This is a genomic window from Neobacillus muris, from assembly GCF_943193175.1.
Lineage (GTDB): Bacteria > Bacillota > Bacilli > Bacillales > Cytobacillaceae > Neobacillus > Neobacillus muris.
The window spans coordinates 118,036-135,181 of sequence record NZ_CALPDF010000004.1 but is presented as its reverse complement, the minus strand read 5'-3'; the positions used below and the strand labels follow the sequence as shown (position 1 = coordinate 135,181).

The following is a 17,146-nucleotide window of genomic DNA, read 5'->3' as shown; positions in this document are numbered from 1 at the left end:
GATATAATAAAATTTGAAGTTTGTGGAGGTGGAGAATATTGTTTGAATATAAAAATGAGTTTTCAGCAGCAGATAAACACGAAGGTTTGATTATTGGATTGTTTGACCGTCCAGAAAAATTTGCAGGACCGCTGAAAATAGTCGATGAATCGTTTGATGGCCAGCTGACTGATCTGGTGAAAGCAGGGGATGTCTCAGCCAAGCTAAAGCGAATCAGTAAATTACATAGTTTAGGGAAAATGGGGGCAAAACGAATTTGGTTTGTCGGACTAGGCAAGGAAAAGGAGTTAACCTTTGACCAATTAAGAAATGTCCTTGGCAAGGTTTTTAAAGAGATCAATGGAAGTAAATTGACCGAAGCTGCCGTCTATTTGGATTCTTTTTTGACAGAAGAGCTGGACAGTCTTGATGCCGCTCATGCAGTAGGTGAAGCGTTTGCACTTTCTTCCTACCAATTCGAAGGCTATAGGCAAAAGTCTAATGAGCCGGAACGAAAAATAGAAACACTGACCCTGTATAGTAAAGGGGCCGTGGAAGAAGATGTGCGCGCTTCGCTAACAGTTGGATATGCGTTTGGCAAGGGAACCAATTCGGCAAGAAGCCTTGTCAATACACCAGGGAATCTGCTAACGGCAACGGATTTGGCCGATTATGCGGCAAATCTGGCTGCCAAGTATCCATTTGAAGCGGAGATATTGGATAAACCTGAAATTGAAAAGCTTGGCATGGGCGCTTTCCTGGCCGTTAATCAAGGGTCTGTTGAACCTCCCAAAATGATTGTTTTAAAATATCAAGGTAAAGAGGAATGGACCGATGTTATTGGTTTAGTCGGTAAAGGAATTACCTTTGATACAGGCGGATATTCCATTAAGACCAAGGCTGGAATTGTCGGCATGAAAACCGACATGGGCGGTGCAGCAGCAGTCCTTGGCGCCATGGAGATTATCGGTGAATTAAAACCTGAACAAAATGTCGTTGCGGTAATTCCTTCTACAGATAATATGATTAGCGGCAAAGCCTTTAAACCAGACGATGTGATTACATCAATGAGCGGAAAAACCATAGAAGTCTTAAATACGGATGCCGAAGGGCGTCTGGTCTTAGCTGATGCGATTACATATGCCAAACATCATGGTGCCAGCTACCTTGTGGATGTAGCGACATTGACCGGAGGCGTCATTACCGCGCTGGGCGTGAATACCACAGGAGCCATGACGAATTATGAACCATTATATGAACAGGTGCTGGAGGCTTCAATGGAAGCAGGAGAGCAAATGTGGCAGCTGCCATTGTTTGAGTCGGAAAAAGCGCGGGTTCGAAACAGTCCTGTAGCGGATTTAAATAATTCTCCTGGGAGTGAAGGCCACGCTATTGTAGCTGGAGCCTTTATTGGGGAGTTTGCTGAAGGAACGCCATGGGTCCATTTGGATATCGCCGGTACAGCAACATCCAAGAAAGAATATGATCTTGGGCCAGCTGGCGCAACTGGCGTCATGACGCGGACTCTTGCCTTATTTGTTGAACGTTTTGAACCTATTAAAAAATGATTAGTGGGGGCTGACTCAAAAACGGGTCAGCCTTTTTAAGGAGAAAAAGGCAGCACTATGCCAGCCCACTCCATTCCCTGCCTTATTGCATATGAAATAATATAGAAAAAAATAGAACCTTAAAGAAAAGGAGGGAAGTCCTCGATGTACCCTTATTATCGAAGTCCCTACCCAGTTCAGGATCAAAGGTTTCTCGGCTGGGGATGGGGCTTGCCATTAGCAATTGGCGGGCTTAGCTTTTTGGGAGGACTCATTGGAGGCGGTTTAGGAGCTGCTGCAGCACGGCCGTTTTATGGAGGTTTCGGATATCCTGGTTTTGGTTTTGGGGGATACCCAGGCTTTGGAAACCCGGCCTTCGGATATCCGGGATTTTATTAGGATCGTAGAAACAGCTCGTAAAATGGGCTGTTTTTCCATGAGATCGAAAGGGATTTCCAAAAAATATAAAGGATATTACCAGAATAGATAGAATAATTAGATTTAATAACCATTACATATTAAGAAAGGAAGTACAAAACATGCAAGATACGTTAATTGCGGCACTGGGGATTGAATTGGTCCAAATTGAAAAAGGAAAAGTAATCGCCGCCATGCCGGTCGATGGCCGAACCCGGCAGCCATTCGGCATTCTCCATGGGGGAGCCTCTGTAGCATTGGCTGAAACAGTGGCAAGTGTAGGGGCTTATGAATTAGTGGACAAAGAAACCGAAGTCGTGGCAGGGCTGGAAATTAATGCGAACCATGTCCGGCCAAAGCCGGACGGAATGGTCACTGCCGTGGGGACCGTATTGCATAAAGGGAAAACAACCATGGTTTGGGATATTAAGATAACGGACGAACAGGATAGGCTTATTTGTGTTTCCAGATGTACAATGGCCATTATTAAAAAGAAAGATTGATGCTGCAAATGGGAAAAGGATAGATTTTTCTATCCTTTTTTTTAGCTCTGTTTATTCAAAATTTAAAAAATTTAATGGGAATTCATGCTATAATGTAAGATATAAGCACAATTATCTAGTACAGTTTTTTTATATAATGTATTACAGATGAATGAAAAGGTGGTGAATTTAATGGCCATAAAGAAACAGTATCTATTTATTGACTTTGAGTTTACTATGCCGGAGCGAAATGTCCGGTCGAAGGATTTCTTTGCAGAAATTATTGAGGTTGGAATAGTTGCTGTGATCAATGATCAAATAATGGAGCAGTTTTCATCCTTTGTCACTCCGCTAAAATTCCCCAAATTATCGGAACGCTGCAAATCGTTCTTACATATATCGCAGGAGCAAGTAGACACAGGCTTATCCTTTTTTGAATTCATTCGTAAACTGGAGGATTTTGCAAAAAATAAACTGGACACCACTATTGTTACTTGGGGCAATATGGATATGAAGGTACTAAGGCAAAATTGTTTGGCAGCGGGAGTTCCTTTCCCGTTTCATGCGCATGAATTAGATTTGTCTATGGAGTACAAGCGATTCTTTGGAGACCAAAATCAAACGGGACTTTGGAAAGCTGTTCAAGAATATGGCAAAGAGGGCACTGGCCGGCATCACCGGGCCTTGGACGATGCTTTGACGACCTATAATATCTTTAAGCTGGTAGAAAAGGATAAACGATATTTAGAAAAGCCACAACCGACCACCATAGGTGATCGCATTGATTTTTCCAAGCTATTAAATGAATTCGCGTAAAAGGCCAAATCCTCTTAACAGATTTGGCCTTTTATCATTAATTTTTGAAATAATCCTGTTCTAATGAGTTAATCATTTGCAGACTTTTTTCAGCCCATTCGGATGGTTTTTCCTTTAGTTCCTCTTTCATTTTGTGAATCGCCTCTATCAAGGATTCACGGTAACCCGGCACTTCCCCGTCAAAAGGCTTGACCATCTGTTTAGGGATTTTGGCCTGCTCCCTATAGCTTAGGGCACGCCGTTCATGGAAAAACGCTACATCAGCCTCTTTTGGATGATGCAAATCACCCTGCATAGGATGTTTGATTACGGCTAACACTCTTACTAAATAATCCAGTGGCCGGACTTCTGTAATTTCCCCGATATATTTCCCTGTTTTGTAGATTCCCGTTACAATAGTGCCTTCCTTCATGTTTTCCACTACGATCGCTCCTTAACCAGCAAGATTTGTTTCTTTCATTTTATTATGAAAAAAGCTAAATTAAAAATATAGTGCAATCCTATTTTAATAAAAGTGAAATATTGGAGGAAAGCTAGTATGAGAAACCATATGAAAATGATACTAATATGCCTGTCATTGGTTCTGCTCCTAAGCCTCACTGGCTGTGGGACAAGTCATAACAAAGCAAAGCAAGAAGCTTCCAAATCGAAGACTGAGCAGAAGGAAGGAGACAGCCAAGTGGAAAACCGCGTTTATCCTCAGCTGACAAATGAGGTTTCGGACAATGAGCGCCTTGTGGAAATGGAGACATCGATGGGAACGATTAAAATCAAACTTTTTCCGGAATACGCTCCTAAAGCAGTGGAAAATTTTATTACACATAGCGAACAAGGATATTATAATGGGCTCATTTTCCATCGAGTGATTAAGGATTTTATGATTCAAGGCGGCGACCCAAATGGAAATGGCACGGGAGGGGAAAGTGTCTGGGGGAAACCGTTTGAGGATGAATTCTCCCAAAATCTGTTTAATATCCGCGGCGCGTTATCGATGGCGAATGCAGGTGCCAATACAAATGGCAGCCAGTTTTTCATCGTCCAAAGCACGAAGCTTGACCCCTCGATGAAGGAACAAATGAAAAAAGCGGGCTACCCTGATGAAATAATCAATGCCTATGGCCAAAATGGCGGCACCCCATGGCTGGATGGCCGGCATACTGTTTTTGGACAGGTCATTGAAGGAATGGATGTGGTCGATGCCATTGCCAGCACGCCGGTGGATGCAAAGGATAAACCACAAAACGATGTCACCATAAAAGGAATTAAGGTCCTTAAATAGGCTGATGATTGGAATGAAACATGTAATATTGCTATAATTAGGTATTAGTACATGCTCTCTGCAGAAAGGGAGAATATCAAATGTTTCAATCATTGGTCTTGTCGTTGTTTTTATATTTTCCGGAGGATAAATCCGAATACTTTCCCGCAGTTGTATCGCTGGTGATTTTTATGGCGGGAGCCCTTATTGCCATGCGTATTTTTGTAAAGATATCTAAACGGGAAGAACAGAAGGCGAAAATATTAGAAGAGCGCTTAAGAAATAATCAAACCGAGCAAAAGAACAGCTGACCTGTGCTGTTCTTTTTTTGCGGGGAAATAACCCATTTTTATTGGAATTGGGTGTTGATTCTAAAAGAATTAGGTGAATATCTAAGCTAATCCAAATAGAAAGACATACTCTATCTTGAGGCAAAAAGGAGGCGATCACGATGACAAAACGGCAATATTCCGGTGGGCTGCAAAGTCTTCTTGGACAAATGGGAGGCTATCCGCAAATGGGAGGCTACCCGCAAATGGGAGGTTATCCGCAAATGGGAGGACATCCGCAAATGGGAGGCTATCCGCAAATGGGAGGCTATCCGCAAATGGGAGGCTACCCGCAAATGGGAGGTTATCCGCAAATGGGAGGCCATCCGCAAATGGGAGGCCATCCGCAAATGGGAGGCTATCCGCAAATGGGGGGATATCCACAGTTCGGCCAATTTGGAGGATATAGAAAGGACAAAGATACCAAAAACTAAAAACATTCAACCGCATGTGTTTGTTAAGGATATCATTTCCTTTCCTTTTACTATTCCAAAAGCCTGCCTTTCATGAAAGGGCAGGTTTTCATTTTGGGCTTGTTCTACTATACTGAGGATATGTGGTTAGCAGGTTTGAAAAAAATAGGAGTGTTTAAATTGGCTACTAAGCTTTTTTACGAAGATCCATACATAACGTCGTTTACAGCACATGTTTTAAGACAGGAGCAGGACAAGGAGGGCAAGTGGCGGGCAGTGCTGGATCAGACCGCTTTTTATCCTACAGGAGGAGGGCAGCCTAACGACACCGGGATGATCGCCAATAAACAGGTCCTAAATGTCGAAGAAGCGGAAGGGGAAATCTTTCATTACCTTGACAGCCCTTTACCTTTAGATGATCTAAATGAGCCGGTCCCATGCACGATTAATTGGGAGCGCAGGTTCGATCATATGCAGCAGCATGCAGGCCAGCATATTTTATCCGCTGCCTTTGATCACTTATTTGAGTATAAAACAATTGGCTTTCACCTTGGGAATGAGGCGGTTACTATTGATTTGGAGACGGAACAGCTGTCTGATGAACAGGCAGCAGAGGCTGAGCGTTTGGCCAATCAAATCATCCTCGAGAACAGGGATATTGAGACGAAGTGGATTACGGAAGCTGAGCTTTTAGATTTCCCTCTTAGGAAAGAAACGAAAGTAAAGGACAATATTCGGTTAGTGATTATTCCCGGCTTTGATTACAATGGCTGCGGCGGAACCCATCCTAAAGCTACAGGAGAGGTTCGCGCGATTAAAATATTGAATTGGGAACGGCAAAAGAAAAAAGTCCGCCTAAGCTTTATTTGTGGGGAGCGGGTTTTGGTCCAGTTTGGCCAAAAGCAAAAAGTTCTTCTGAAATTGGCCAAATTATTAAATGCCCCTGAACAGGATATGGAGCAAGCTGTTATCAGGATGCTTGAAAGTATAAAAGCAGCCGAAAAACAGCTGGAAAAACATCAGGAGCTTATGCTTAGGAATGAGGCAAGAGAACTTCTCGAAAAATCCGGCCATCGCCTTGTGGGAGCTGTTTTTCAAAACCGTACCATTCAAGAGCTTCAGCAATTGGCCCGACAGGTGACGGCAGAAAATACTCAAACGGCAGTTTTCCTCATATCAGAGAATGAAAACCGTCTCCAGCTAGTATGCGCGCGAGGAGAAGCAAGACATGAAAGTATGAAACAAATTCTAGAGAAAACACTCCGGCTTATTAATGGAAAAGGCGGAGGCAATGACCGCTTTGCCCAGGGCGGAGGAGAAGCAATAATGACAGGTGAGAAGCTGCTGGACTCGATCCAACAAATAGCTCTCCACATTTAAAATAAATATTGGAAAATAGTCTTTTCCGTTTTCTATCTCTAGGGCAATAGGTATACTAAAAAATATCAAAGCATGAGGAGAATGTGTATGGGTTTTTTTGACGGCTTAATGGGAAATGCCTCTGAAATCAATGTGGCCGAAGTGGAAAAAGAATATGCTAAAATTTTGGCGCCAAATGAAAGAATTGAAAAGGCGTATAAGCTGATCCGCGACCTGTTTCTCTTTTCAAATAAACGGTTAATTTTAGTCGATAAACAGGGAGTGACCGGAAAAAAAGTGGAGTATCATTCCATCCCGTATAAAAGTATCACCCACTTTAGTATCGAAACGGCGGGAAACTTTGATTTGGATGCCGAATTGAAAATTTGGATTTCGGGAAACGCTCTTCCGCTGCAAAAGCAATTCAATAAGAACTTAAATATATATGAACTCCAAAGTGTCCTGGCAGCCTATGTGCTGAAATAAGGCATTTTGGCAAAAAAATGACAGAAGAAAAACGATAGGTGGAAACATGAGAGAAGAAGTTCAAACCAACTTAAATTATGTGGACGTTTTAAACGAATGGGATCCTTTCGGCTTACGTGCGGGAGGTTATGAAACAGAGATTGCAGATGTTATTCAGGCTGTTCATGTAATGGATGATCCTGCCAAACTTGCGAAACAAATCCAATCTATTTATGAATTCTCGTTTGAAAGGGTCATTCCGCAGGAAAGTTGCTGTCATATTGCCTTGAAGCTGCTGGAAATTAAAGCGGACCAATCCTGTTCTATATAATGAGAAAAGGGTTCAGAGCCATCTAGCATTCGCTTTCCCCAAAAAAAACGGACAACTTTGAAAAGTTGTCCGCTCAAAAAGGGGGGGAATACTAGAAAGCTTATAGAATCATGTTATCCAGTTCTTCCCGCCTTTATACTTATTTCCAAGAAAAAATGATTGAGAATGCAGAGAATCCTTAGGATATTTGGTCAAGCTTATTCTCATTTATTATATTTGATAAAAATCTTCTGGTGAGGAGGCTGTATGATGTTTCTGGCTGTCATTAAGGACAGAAGCTGGGATATCCAATACTGTGGACAGCTTTAAAATGGTTTCCTTGCTAGGAATTTGCTCCCCGGATTCATATCTTTCAATCGTATGGATCCCTACTCTCATTTTTTTTGCAAGCTCCTCCAGAGTCATCTTCCGTATTTCCCGTGCGTCTTTAATGGTTTGGCCCATTGAACGGCTCATACTGATCACCTCTTTTTTTTGAATGGTTATTCAACCTTAGTTTACCATGGAATGAACTTCATATTGAGTTTTGAATTGACAATTATGTTACAAATCCATGGATTTTAATGTTAATCCCACAAATGATGCGGATACTTTTTTGATTCGGAGATCTAATTATGATATAATTATTTATTGCATATAAATAGGAAAATTAAATTGTATATTTAGGAGTGTTTTCATGAGTGAAAAATTTGAACCAGGTAGTATCATAACAGGAAAAGTAACAGGAATTCAACCATATGGAGCATTTGTGGCATTAGACGAAAATACACAAGGTCTTGTTCATATTTCGGAAATTACTCACGGGTATGTAAAGGATATTAATGATCACCTTAAGGTTGGCGATGAAATTAAGGTAAAAGTGTTATCCGTTGATGAGAATGCTGGAAAAATCGGCCTTTCGATTAAAGCGACTGAAGAAGCACCTGCCCAAACTCTAAAGGCCAAGAAGCCTCGTAAGCGCCAAGCAGCCGCCATTATTCCAGAGGTCGAGGGACAACAGGGATTCAACACATTAAAAGAGAAGCTGCAGGAGTGGATTGACCAGTCCCAGCGTGAAGGCGCAATAAAAAAATAACCATAATAAGGTCTAGGACTTGCATATTCTTTGTTTGTACTAGTCCTTATTTTTTTACTTACTAATTGATTTGGGGAGGAACGGCTATGTCATCCGTAAGAAACAAAACCAATGAAATTATTGAAGTAACTGAAAAGTATGGGGCCAAAAATTATAACCCGCTGCCGATTGTGGTTGCTTATGCCGAAGGGGTATGGGTAAAGGACCCCGAAGGCAGCCAATACATGGATATGCTAAGTGCTTACTCGGCAGTCAATCAAGGACACCGCCATCCAAAAATCATTCAAGCACTAAAGGAGCAAGCAGATCGGGTAACATTGACATCACGTGCTTTCCATAATGATCAACTAGGCCCATGGTGTGAGAAAATCTGCCAATTAACGAATAAAGAAATGGTACTGCCCATGAATACAGGTGCCGAAGCGGTAGAGACAGCGGTAAAAGCGGCAAGGCGCTGGGGGTATGATGTAAAAGGGATTAAAGAAAACAAAGCCGAAATTATTGGCTGTGCAGGCAATTTCCATGGCCGGACAATGACAGCGGTATCCTTATCTTCAGAGGAAGAGTATAAACGCGGATTTGGACCCATGCTTCCTGGAATCAAGCTTGTCCCTTATGGTGATTTGGAAGCGCTAAAAGCAGCGATAACCCCGAATACTGCGGCGTTTTTAGTAGAGCCTATTCAAGGGGAGGCCGGAATTGTCATTCCGCCGGAAGGATACTTAGAGTCTGCTTATGAGTTGTGTAAACAGCATAACGTATTATTTATGGCTGATGAAATCCAAGCAGGTCTAGGAAGAACCGGTAAAATGTTTGCTTGTGACTGGGAAGGGATTGAGCCGGATCTGTATATCTTGGGGAAAGCACTGGGCGGCGGGGTATTTCTTATTTCTTGTGTTGCGGCGGACAAAGATATTTTAGGTGTATTTAATCCAGGTTCACATGGATCCACCTTTGGGGGAAATCCAATGGCATGTGCGGTTTCTATGGCTTCGCTCCAGGTGTTGGAAGAGGAAAAGCTTGCTGAACGGTCACTGGAGCTTGGAGAGTATTTTATTGAGAAACTAAAAGAAATACAAAATCCGCTGATAAAAGAAGTGCGTGGACGGGGATTGTTTATCGGCATGGTTCTCAATGAACCTGCGCGAAAATATTGTGAACAATTAAAAGAGCTGGGTTTGTTATGCAAGGAGACTCACGACAATGTTATACGGTTTGCTCCGCCATTGGTTATTAAGAAGGAAGAATTGGATTGGGCGCTTGAGCGGATTCGCAAAGTAATGGGGTGAAAAAATCGGTCCCCCCCTGAGAATGAACCAATTTTTTTGGCAAAATAACAGACTATATTTATAATGAAACTGGAAAGGAAGGTGCTGGAGTTTGCAAAATTTTACCTTTAATAACCCGACTAAATTAATTTTCGGAAAAGACCAGCTTGACCAATTAAAAACAGAGGTCCCCCGCTTTGGCAAAAAAGTTTTGCTTGTCTATGGAGGCGGCAGTATTAAACGGACCGGTTTATATGACAAAGTTATGAACCTGTTAAAGGAAATTGGGGCGGAGGTTTTTGAACTTTCCGGTGTGGAGCCGAATCCGCGCGTCACCACAGCACGCAAAGGGATAGAAATTTGTAAGCAGGAAGGAATTGAATTATTGCTTGCAGTGGGAGGCGGAAGCGTCATTGACTGCACGAAACTTATTGCTGCAGGTGCAAAATATGAAGGCGATGCTTGGGAGCTTGTGACAAAAAAAGCATTCGCTAAAGAGGCGCTTCCATTTGGTACGGTATTAACGCTTGCTGCTACTGGTTCTGAAATGAACTCAGGTTCCGTCATTACCAACTGGGAAACAAATGAAAAATACGGCTGGGGCAGTCCATTTACCTTCCCGCAATTTTCCATTTTGGACCCGGTACATACCTTTTCGGTACCAAAAAATCAAACCATTTACGGAATTGTGGATATGATGTCACACGTGTTCGAACACTATTTTCATCATGAAGAAAACACAGATTTTCAGGACCGCATGTGTGAAGGCTTGCTTTTGACAGTGATGGAGACTGCGCCAAAATTGGTGGAGGACCTTGAAAATTATGAGCACCGTGCCACGATTCTTTACTGTGGGACCATGGCATTAAATGGCATGTTAAACATGGGCTATAACGGAGATTGGGCAACGCATAATCTTGAGCATGCTGTTTCAGCCGTGTATGATATCCCGCATGGCGGCGGACTTGCCATTTTATTCCCGCACTGGATGGAGCATAATCTAAGTGTGAAGCCGGAGCGCTTTAAAAAATTGGCTGTAAGAGTGTTTGGAGTCAATCCGGATGGAAAAACAGCAGAAGAAGCAGGCATGGAGGGCATTCGGAAACTTCGTGAATTCTGGAACAGCATAGGGGCACCATCCCGCTTGGCAGACTATGATATTGATGACAGCAAACTGGATGTAATGGCGGACCGGGCAATGGCAAATGGCGAATTTGGCCGATTTGCCAAGTTGAATCATGAAGATGTTTTAGCCATTTATCGGGCTTCATTATAATGAACAAGAACCCGGATCGATTGGTCCGGGTTCTTCATTTGTCATCCAATAGAAATCCAATTTTTGCGGAGTGCAAAAAAATTATCCAAAATGGGCACGCTTACATCATAAGCACAACCTTGATATTCTGGTTATCATTCGTTAAAGTGATTAGTGAAAATAAAATTTTGGAGGAGTATCGATGACACACGTTCGTTTTGACTACTCGAAAGCTCTTGCCTTCTTTGGAGAGCATGAAATTACATACCTACGGGACCTAGTAAAGGTTGCCCATCATTCCCTGCATGAAAAGACGGGGGCAGGAAGTGATTTTATCGGCTGGATCGACCTGCCAACCAACTATGATAAAGAAGAATTTTCACGGATTCAAAAAGCAGCGGCAAAGATTCAATCGGATTCAGATGTTCTTCTTGTCATTGGAATCGGTGGTTCGTACTTGGGGGCAAGAGCCGCCATTGAAATGCTGCAGCACAGTTTTTACAATGCCCTGCCTAAAGAAAAGCGGAAAACGCCGCAAATTATTTTTGTTGGGAACAATATTAGCTCCTCTTATATGAGAGATGTGATGGATTTGCTTGATGGAAAAGATTTCTCCATCAACGTCATCTCCAAGTCAGGCACGACAACGGAGCCAGCTATCGCCTTCCGGATCTTCCGCAAGCTGTTAGAAGAGAAATACGGTGCAGCGGAAGCCCGCAAACGAATTTATGCCACCACGGATAAGGCAAGAGGGGCACTAAAAACCCTTTCTGACGAAGAAGGCTATGAAACATTTGTGATTCCTGACGATGTTGGCGGCCGTTATTCTGTCCTGACAGCTGTTGGTTTGCTGCCGATTGCTGTGAGCGGTGCAGACATTGAAAATATGATGGCTGGAGCCCGTCAGGCCCAAAATGATTTTAACAGCTCGGAATTGGAACAAAATGCCGCCTATCAATATGCTGCTGTTCGAAATATCCTTTACAATAAAGGAAAAACCATTGAAATGTTAATTAACTATGAGCCAGGGCTGCAATATTTTTCAGAATGGTGGAAACAGCTGTTTGGGGAAAGCGAAGGGAAAGACCAAAAAGGGATTTATCCTTCCTCAGCCAATTTCTCAACTGACCTGCATTCGCTTGGCCAATATGTTCAGGAAGGCCGCCGTGATTTATTTGAAACGATTATAAAAGTGGAAAAGCCGCGCCATGAATTGACGATTGAAGAATTTGAAAATGACCTGGACGGGTTAAATTACCTGGCGGGCCAAACGGTTGACTTTGTTAATAATAAAGCATTCCAAGGAACGATGCTTGCCCACACCGACGGCGGGGTTCCAAATTTAATTGTGAATATCCCTGAAATGGACGAGTATACATTTGGCTATCTTGTTTACTTCTTTGAAAAGGCCTGCGCCATGTGCGGTTATTTGCTTGGAGTTAACCCATTTGATCAGCCAGGTGTTGAAGCGTATAAGGTGAACATGTTTGCCCTATTAGGAAAACCTGGATTTGAAGAGATCAAAGCGGAACTTGAAAAACGCTTAAAATAATGTGATTAAAGGGACTGACTAGTAAGTCCTAAAAAATAAAGCAGGTGGAGAAAAAACAGTCTTTTTTCTCCGCCTGCTTTTGTTTTTTTGGGGGGGGCAGCTTCTACGTGACCGAAATCAGGAGAAAAAATGAATTTTGGGGTTGTCCATAAAGTGTTCTGACCCCTTTGCTTTTTGGCCAGCCTCTTTTTTAATGGAATTTGCCTCATTGGAGAAACTAACAGGGAATGGATAAAAGGGGGAATGATGATGATTGAATTGCCATCAAAAGTTGAGGGAAAGCAGTTTGATTTGTATGATCTGGAGCAAAAATTAAAACCAATCGGATATTCGATTGGCGGGAATTGGGATTATGATCATGGCTGTTTTGACTACAAACTGAATGATGAACAGGGCTATCAGTTCCTTAGACTGCCGTTTACAGCAGTTGACAGCCAGTTAGATGCCAGCAATTGTACCGTGAAGCTGGGGAGACCGTTCTTGCTTTCACACCAATATGAAGCAGGGGTGGATGTACAAGGTGAGGCGGGGAACTTTTCTGCTTCGTTTAATCAATTTCAAGAGCCGGTGGATAAGGATGACAGCATTCCAAGCCAATGTGTTGAGGATGGGAAAGCACTTGTCTCAAAATTGGAATCATTGCTGCTTCCAGATTAATTTACTGCAAGGCCAATAGCAGGTCGTTTTCCTTAATTTGTATGGAACGGGGAGGGTTCAGCAGCGTTTCCTCTCCTCTTTTTATGCCAATCAAAAGGCACCCGTGATTGGCTTTATTTTGGCTAAGCTCTTGATAGGTTTTTCCAATATCGGAATTGGAGGCAATAAAGGTAGATAATCGATTTTCCTGCAGCAGGTGAACAATGGTCGATAAAAGTCCATCTTCATTAGCATGAATGCTGTTCATCATCACAATGCTGGTAAGCTTATTGGATTGGATCACTTCATCTGCACCTGCCCGTTTTGCGTTTATGGCTTGTTCTGCCGTCAAAATTTCTACGATGCATTTTACCTCCGGACAGAGCCCTTTGATTGTCAGCAATGTTAGGATACTGTTCATGTCTGCCTGTAGTTCATCATGTCCCCTGTCGGCTGTAATCAGCACTTTCTCCGCATGTTGAATATCACTTTTTATAATCGTCTCATCGACATGGGCCTTTCCCTTAATAAAATGGAGATACCGGGACTGCACTGGGTTTTCCTCCAAGGTTTCGTCAATTAAGACAATCATTTTTGACTGCTTCATCTGGACTAACTTGTGGATGATTTCTTTTGATCTTTCGTTCCACCCGATGATAATAATATGGCCTGTCCCTTTAAAGGCGATTTTACCCTCCAAAAAGGCATCCTGCTTTGTTACCGCTGCGGCAGCCAGCGTTCCAAAATAGGAAGAGACAAATCCCACCCCCAATAAAATTAAAATTAACGCGGTAATTCTCCCCAAAAGGGAATGTGGGACATAATCACCGTACCCTACTGTTGAAGCCGTTATAATGGCCCACCAAATGCCGTCAAAGACCGATGGAAAGGTGTCCGGCTCCAAAAGATGGATGGAGACACCAAATGTAAAGAACACCAGCAAGGCAATGAACAAAATTCGTACAAGCAGCGGCATTCGCAGAAAGCTGATAAACATTCGGTTGGGCATCCTTTTCACCTCTTTTTCGATTCGCACATCTTATTATTTACGAAAAATTATCATCTAATAATGGGTTCTTATCATTCTTGAAAAACAATTAAATATGGAAAAGGAATAAACTTTTGTGTTAATGCAGACTTTAAGAGGGGATAAGCCCATTAATTGCCATTTTTGAGGTGCAGATAAGTGATGATGGTATCAAAGAAAGAGAAAAGATATGTCCTTTTTGCCCTGCTCGTTCTGGCAATCTACTTATTGCCATTGTTTATCCTGCAGGAAAATGCCCATATCAGGGTCCATGACAATTTAGATTCCAATTTGGCATGGTACAAAGTGCTATCACACAGCGGCCAGATGTTTGGAGGTATTTCAGGGGTAATCCCGCAAATCATCAACGGGTACCTCCCGAGGAATGCATTTGGAACGGAATATAGTATCATCGTCTGGCTGTTTTCCTTGTTTCCGACTATGGTTGCCTACGGGATTAACCAGGCGTTAACCAGAGTGGTTGCATTTTTCGGCATGTATCTCTTATTAAGAAAGCATTTTCTTTCAGGAGAAAAGTGGATTTCCCTTAATATTGCTGCTTCCCTTGCTTTTGCCTTAACCCCGTTCTGGCCGTCTGGAATGCTGAGCACATTGGGGATGCCTCTCGCCCTTTGGGCATTCTTAAACATACGCAAGGGGGAGGAGTCGTTAAAAAATTATGCGGTTCTGACCTTCCTTCCGTTCTATGCCAGTATTGTATTGGGATTTTTCTTTTTCCTATCTGCAATGGGAATCTTGTGGCTAACAGATGCAGTGAGGCGAAAGGGCTGGAATTACCGGTTCTTATTTTCCATTATGTATATGGCCTTTGTTTTTATGCTAGTCGAGTATCGGCTGGTTTACTCCTTTTTCGTCAAGGGAGAGCCCAACAGCCGGGATGAATATTTTCACGCCCAGCTGTCTTTCTGGCATTCGGTACGGCTGACCTTCAAAAATTACTTTCTTGGCCACACGCATGTCATGACGGTCCATACATTTATTATTGTTCCAGCAGCGTTTCTGGCCCTCTACTTTGTATATTCCAAAAAATTATGGCGGCAGGAACGAACCTTCGTGTTCCTCTTCGTGCTGAATTTTCTTTTGTCGTTGTGGTATGCGTTTTGGTTTTACAAAGGCTGGCAGCCGTTAACGGAAAAATTCCATTTTATGAATACCTTTAACTTTGCCCGCTATCATTTTTTGAGGCCTATGGTAATTTATGCGAGTTTTGCTCTTGCCTTAAAGATAATTTCGCTGCAGGGATTCAGTTGGTCTCAAACAGCGAAATGGCTGGCAGCCCTGCAGATTTTGCTTCTTTGTTTATTTAACGATGAAATCATTTACCGGGATAAACCAACGGTCAAAGAATTCTATGCCGAAGAGCTATTTCATGATATTAAGGCATATATTGGGCAGCCGCCAGAGAATTACCGGGTCGCCAGCATTGGGATTCATCCGGCGATTGCCCAATATAATGGGTTTTATACGCTTGATACCTATAATAATTTTTATCCGCTGAGCTATAAACATCAGTTTAGAAAAATCATTGAAAAAGAGCTGGAGAAAAATAGCACAATCCGTAAATATTTTGATAAATGGGGTGGGCGCTGTTATTTGTTTACTGCCCAGCTCGGTAAACGGTACATGATTAAAAAAGATTCAAAACGGCATTTGAAAAACCTGGAACTCAATACTGGAGTTTTTAAGGAAATGGGCGGCCGTTACATCTTTTCTGCATTGCCCATTGATAATGCGGAGCAGAACCAATTGAAGCTGGAAAGGGTGTTTAATTCGAAAGCTTCAGCTTGGAAAATTTACTTATACAGGACATTTTAGATACCGGGGGTAAAGACGCAGATGATCGAACCAATTCTTACGATTGTAGTACCCTGCTATAATGAGGAAGCCATATTGCCGGAAACATTTGCCCAGCTTAGCCAGCTGCTGGGAGAAATGATGAAGGAAGGGCTGATTTCTGATAGAAGCAAAATCTTGTTTGTGGATGACGGAAGCAAGGACCAAACCTGGAATTTGATTTACAAGGAAGGGTTACACAGCCCAATCGTTCGCGGGTTGAAATTAGCACGAAATGTGGGGCACCAAAACGCTTTGATTGCAGGACTAATGGCAGCGAAGGATGTTTCGGACTGTGCTATTTCAATTGATGCAGACCTTCAGGACGATATTTGCGTCATCCGGGATTTTATCATAAAATTCCAGGAAGGCTGTGACATTGTATATGGTGTCCGAAAAAGCCGTGAGACTGATACATTCTTTAAACGAAGCACGGCTCAAGGCTTTTATCAATTGATGCAGAAGTTAGGAGTCGACCTTGTATACAACCATGCAGATTTCCGTCTCATGAGTAAAAGGGCATTGCAAGAACTGGCACGATTTAAGGAGGTCAATTTATTTTTAAGAGGAATTGTTCCATTACTTGGTTTCCGTTCGGATATCGTTTATTATGACCGCTTGGAAAGACAAGCTGGTGAAACAAAATACCCGCTGAAGAAAATGCTTGCGTTTGCCTTTGACGGGATTACGTCTTTCTCGATTTCACCGATCCGGTTTGTGTTAGTCATAGGATTGGTCTCTTTCATGGCCAGCCTGCTATTCGGAAGTTATTTTGTCACATTAAAGTTTCTTGGAGCAACCCAAACGGGGTGGACGTCCTTAATTATCTCAATATGGCTAATCGGAGGTCTGCAATTAATTGCCATTGGGGTGATCGGCGAATATATCGGCAAAATTTATAAGGAGGCCAAGCAGCGGCCTAAATATATCATCGACATCGATACATTAAATCTTCCAATGCCGAGGCGGCATTTATTAAATTCAATGGGAGAGGATGAAATCTACCAAATTGATCACCATAAAGTTTCTGAAACGAATCAATAATTCTTCGATTCGGTTTTAATAAACAGGCTGATTTCCAGG

The 17,146-nt window shown here is 42.5% G+C and carries 20 protein-coding genes; 17 read left to right on the top strand and 3 right to left on the bottom strand.

The genetic code is table 11. From position 1 onward, the window contains the following. The first annotated feature begins 38 nt into the window (after positions 1 to 38). The 4 genes from NFS43_RS04675 to kapD all read left to right on the top strand — a co-directional run bounded on the left by NFS43_RS04675 (position 39) and on the right by kapD (position 3,241). Entirely contained in the window at positions 39 to 1,547 is a 1,509-nt protein-coding gene (locus NFS43_RS04675) for a leucyl aminopeptidase (RefSeq protein ID WP_251549961.1), read from the top strand. A gap of 144 nt (positions 1,548 to 1,691) precedes the next feature. Continuing rightward, positions 1,692 to 1,925, top strand: coding sequence for a hypothetical protein (locus NFS43_RS04670; protein ID WP_251549959.1), 234 nt, complete (start codon positions 1,692 to 1,694; stop codon positions 1,923 to 1,925). 140 nt (positions 1,926 to 2,065) lie between these two features. Then, positions 2,066 to 2,446 carry a hotdog fold thioesterase gene (locus NFS43_RS04665; protein WP_251549957.1) on the top strand — a complete coding sequence of 127 codons (381 nt, stop codon included), beginning with the start codon at positions 2,066 to 2,068 and terminating at the stop codon, positions 2,444 to 2,446. A gap of 171 nt (positions 2,447 to 2,617) precedes the next feature. Continuing rightward, a complete protein-coding gene (gene kapD, locus NFS43_RS04660; RefSeq protein WP_251549955.1) occupies positions 2,618 to 3,241 on the top strand; it encodes a 3'-5' exonuclease KapD in 624 nt (207 codons plus the stop codon). 37 nt (positions 3,242 to 3,278) lie between these two features. Here the strand turns inward: kapD and kapB are convergent, their stop codons facing one another. Next, positions 3,279 to 3,662: a kinase-associated lipoprotein KapB gene (gene kapB, locus NFS43_RS04655; RefSeq protein ID WP_251549953.1), complete on the bottom strand. Its 384-nt coding sequence runs from the start codon at positions 3,660 to 3,662 to the stop codon at positions 3,279 to 3,281. Positions 3,663 to 3,791: 129 nt separating this feature from the next. On the opposite strand from kapB, the gene NFS43_RS04650 reads away from it, so the two are divergent. The 6 genes from NFS43_RS04650 (at position 3,792) to NFS43_RS04625 (ending at position 7,396) form a co-directional block, all read left to right on the top strand. After that, positions 3,792 to 4,520 (top strand): peptidylprolyl isomerase, encoded by a 729-nt coding sequence (locus tag NFS43_RS04650; RefSeq protein WP_277613900.1) that lies wholly within the window; start codon positions 3,792 to 3,794, stop codon positions 4,518 to 4,520. 80 nt (positions 4,521 to 4,600) lie between these two features. Then, positions 4,601 to 4,810 (top strand): hypothetical protein, encoded by a 210-nt coding sequence (locus NFS43_RS04645; RefSeq protein WP_251549951.1) that lies wholly within the window; start codon positions 4,601 to 4,603, stop codon positions 4,808 to 4,810. Between the two features lie 140 nt (positions 4,811 to 4,950). After that, complete coding sequence (locus NFS43_RS24345; RefSeq protein ID WP_277613897.1) at positions 4,951 to 5,262, top strand: spore coat protein; 312 nt, start codon at positions 4,951 to 4,953, stop codon at positions 5,260 to 5,262. Between the two features lie 159 nt (positions 5,263 to 5,421). Beyond that, positions 5,422 to 6,621 carry an alanyl-tRNA editing protein gene (locus tag NFS43_RS04635; RefSeq protein ID WP_251549949.1) on the top strand — a complete coding sequence of 400 codons (1,200 nt, stop codon included), beginning with the start codon at positions 5,422 to 5,424 and terminating at the stop codon, positions 6,619 to 6,621. Positions 6,622 to 6,708: 87 nt separating this feature from the next. After that, positions 6,709 to 7,086, top strand: a complete 378-nt coding sequence (locus NFS43_RS04630; RefSeq protein ID WP_251549948.1) for a PH domain-containing protein — start codon at positions 6,709 to 6,711, stop codon at positions 7,084 to 7,086. Between the two features lie 46 nt (positions 7,087 to 7,132). Further along, positions 7,133 to 7,396: a DUF1871 family protein gene (locus tag NFS43_RS04625; protein WP_251549946.1), complete on the top strand. Its 264-nt coding sequence runs from the start codon at positions 7,133 to 7,135 to the stop codon at positions 7,394 to 7,396. 210 nt (positions 7,397 to 7,606) lie between these two features. Here the strand turns inward: NFS43_RS04625 and NFS43_RS04620 are convergent, their stop codons facing one another. Then, a complete protein-coding gene (locus NFS43_RS04620; RefSeq protein ID WP_251549944.1) occupies positions 7,607 to 7,852 on the bottom strand; it encodes a helix-turn-helix transcriptional regulator in 246 nt (81 codons plus the stop codon). Positions 7,853 to 8,072: 220 nt separating this feature from the next. Between NFS43_RS04620 and yugI the strand changes: the two genes are divergently transcribed. The 5 genes from yugI to NFS43_RS04595 all read left to right on the top strand — a co-directional run bounded on the left by yugI (position 8,073) and on the right by NFS43_RS04595 (position 13,203). Then, a complete protein-coding gene (gene yugI, locus NFS43_RS04615) occupies positions 8,073 to 8,471 on the top strand; it encodes a S1 domain-containing post-transcriptional regulator GSP13 (RefSeq protein ID WP_251549943.1) in 399 nt (132 codons plus the stop codon). An 86-nt stretch (positions 8,472 to 8,557) separates the two neighbouring features. After that, a complete protein-coding gene (locus NFS43_RS04610) occupies positions 8,558 to 9,760 on the top strand; it encodes an ornithine--oxo-acid transaminase (RefSeq protein ID WP_251549941.1) in 1,203 nt (400 codons plus the stop codon). 91 nt (positions 9,761 to 9,851) lie between these two features. Beyond that, the gene (locus tag NFS43_RS04605; RefSeq protein ID WP_251549939.1) at positions 9,852 to 11,015 is read left to right on the top strand and encodes an iron-containing alcohol dehydrogenase; all 1,164 of its coding nucleotides are present in this window, start codon (positions 9,852 to 9,854) and stop codon (positions 11,013 to 11,015) included. 181 nt (positions 11,016 to 11,196) lie between these two features. Continuing rightward, entirely contained in the window at positions 11,197 to 12,546 is a 1,350-nt protein-coding gene (locus NFS43_RS04600; RefSeq protein ID WP_251549938.1) for a glucose-6-phosphate isomerase, read from the top strand. A 249-nt stretch (positions 12,547 to 12,795) separates the two neighbouring features. Further along, complete coding sequence (locus tag NFS43_RS04595) at positions 12,796 to 13,203, top strand: YugN-like family protein (RefSeq protein WP_251549937.1); 408 nt, start codon at positions 12,796 to 12,798, stop codon at positions 13,201 to 13,203. Between the two features lies 1 nt (position 13,204). On the opposite strand, the gene NFS43_RS04590 is transcribed toward NFS43_RS04595, so the two are convergent. Further along, positions 13,205 to 14,191 carry a potassium channel family protein gene (locus NFS43_RS04590; RefSeq protein ID WP_251549936.1) on the bottom strand — a complete coding sequence of 329 codons (987 nt, stop codon included), beginning with the start codon at positions 14,189 to 14,191 and terminating at the stop codon, positions 13,205 to 13,207. 180 nt (positions 14,192 to 14,371) lie between these two features. On the opposite strand from NFS43_RS04590, the gene NFS43_RS04585 reads away from it, so the two are divergent. Together NFS43_RS04585 and NFS43_RS04580 are read left to right on the top strand one after the other, a co-directional pair. Continuing rightward, on the top strand, positions 14,372 to 16,045 hold the full coding sequence (locus NFS43_RS04585; RefSeq protein WP_251549935.1) for a DUF6044 family protein: 1,674 nt from the start codon (positions 14,372 to 14,374) through the stop codon (positions 16,043 to 16,045). Between the two features lie 21 nt (positions 16,046 to 16,066). Continuing rightward, a complete protein-coding gene (locus tag NFS43_RS04580) occupies positions 16,067 to 17,107 on the top strand; it encodes a glycosyltransferase (protein ID WP_251549934.1) in 1,041 nt (346 codons plus the stop codon). Positions 17,108 to 17,146: the final 39 nt, after the last annotated feature.

Excerpts from the sequence above, each read along its gene's own strand:
- NFS43_RS04670 (WP_251549959.1), top strand. The coding sequence starts at position 1,692 with ATGTACCCTTATTATCGAAGTCCCTACCCAGTTCAGGATCAAAGGTTT.
- NFS43_RS04665 (WP_251549957.1), top strand. The coding sequence starts at position 2,066 with ATGCAAGATACGTTAATTGCGGCACTGGGGATTGAATTGGTCCAAATT.
- kapD (WP_251549955.1), top strand. The coding sequence starts at position 2,618 with ATGGCCATAAAGAAACAGTATCTATTTATTGACTTTGAGTTTACTATG.
- NFS43_RS04650 (WP_277613900.1), top strand. The coding sequence starts at position 3,792 with ATGAAAATGATACTAATATGCCTGTCATTGGTTCTGCTCCTAAGCCTC.
- NFS43_RS04645 (WP_251549951.1), top strand. The coding sequence starts at position 4,601 with ATGTTTCAATCATTGGTCTTGTCGTTGTTTTTATATTTTCCGGAGGAT.
- NFS43_RS24345 (WP_277613897.1), top strand. The coding sequence starts at position 4,951 with ATGACAAAACGGCAATATTCCGGTGGGCTGCAAAGTCTTCTTGGACAA.
- NFS43_RS04630 (WP_251549948.1), top strand. The coding sequence starts at position 6,709 with ATGGGTTTTTTTGACGGCTTAATGGGAAATGCCTCTGAAATCAATGTG.
- NFS43_RS04625 (WP_251549946.1), top strand. The coding sequence starts at position 7,133 with ATGAGAGAAGAAGTTCAAACCAACTTAAATTATGTGGACGTTTTAAAC.
- NFS43_RS04620 (WP_251549944.1), bottom strand. The coding sequence starts at position 7,852 with ATGAGCCGTTCAATGGGCCAAACCATTAAAGACGCACGGGAAATACGG.
- yugI (WP_251549943.1), top strand. The coding sequence starts at position 8,073 with ATGAGTGAAAAATTTGAACCAGGTAGTATCATAACAGGAAAAGTAACA.
- NFS43_RS04610 (WP_251549941.1), top strand. The coding sequence starts at position 8,558 with ATGTCATCCGTAAGAAACAAAACCAATGAAATTATTGAAGTAACTGAA.
- NFS43_RS04600 (WP_251549938.1), top strand. The coding sequence starts at position 11,197 with ATGACACACGTTCGTTTTGACTACTCGAAAGCTCTTGCCTTCTTTGGA.
- NFS43_RS04595 (WP_251549937.1), top strand. The coding sequence starts at position 12,796 with ATGATTGAATTGCCATCAAAAGTTGAGGGAAAGCAGTTTGATTTGTAT.
- NFS43_RS04590 (WP_251549936.1), bottom strand. The coding sequence starts at position 14,191 with ATGCCCAACCGAATGTTTATCAGCTTTCTGCGAATGCCGCTGCTTGTA.
- NFS43_RS04585 (WP_251549935.1), top strand. The coding sequence starts at position 14,372 with ATGATGGTATCAAAGAAAGAGAAAAGATATGTCCTTTTTGCCCTGCTC.
- NFS43_RS04580 (WP_251549934.1), top strand. The coding sequence starts at position 16,067 with ATGATCGAACCAATTCTTACGATTGTAGTACCCTGCTATAATGAGGAA.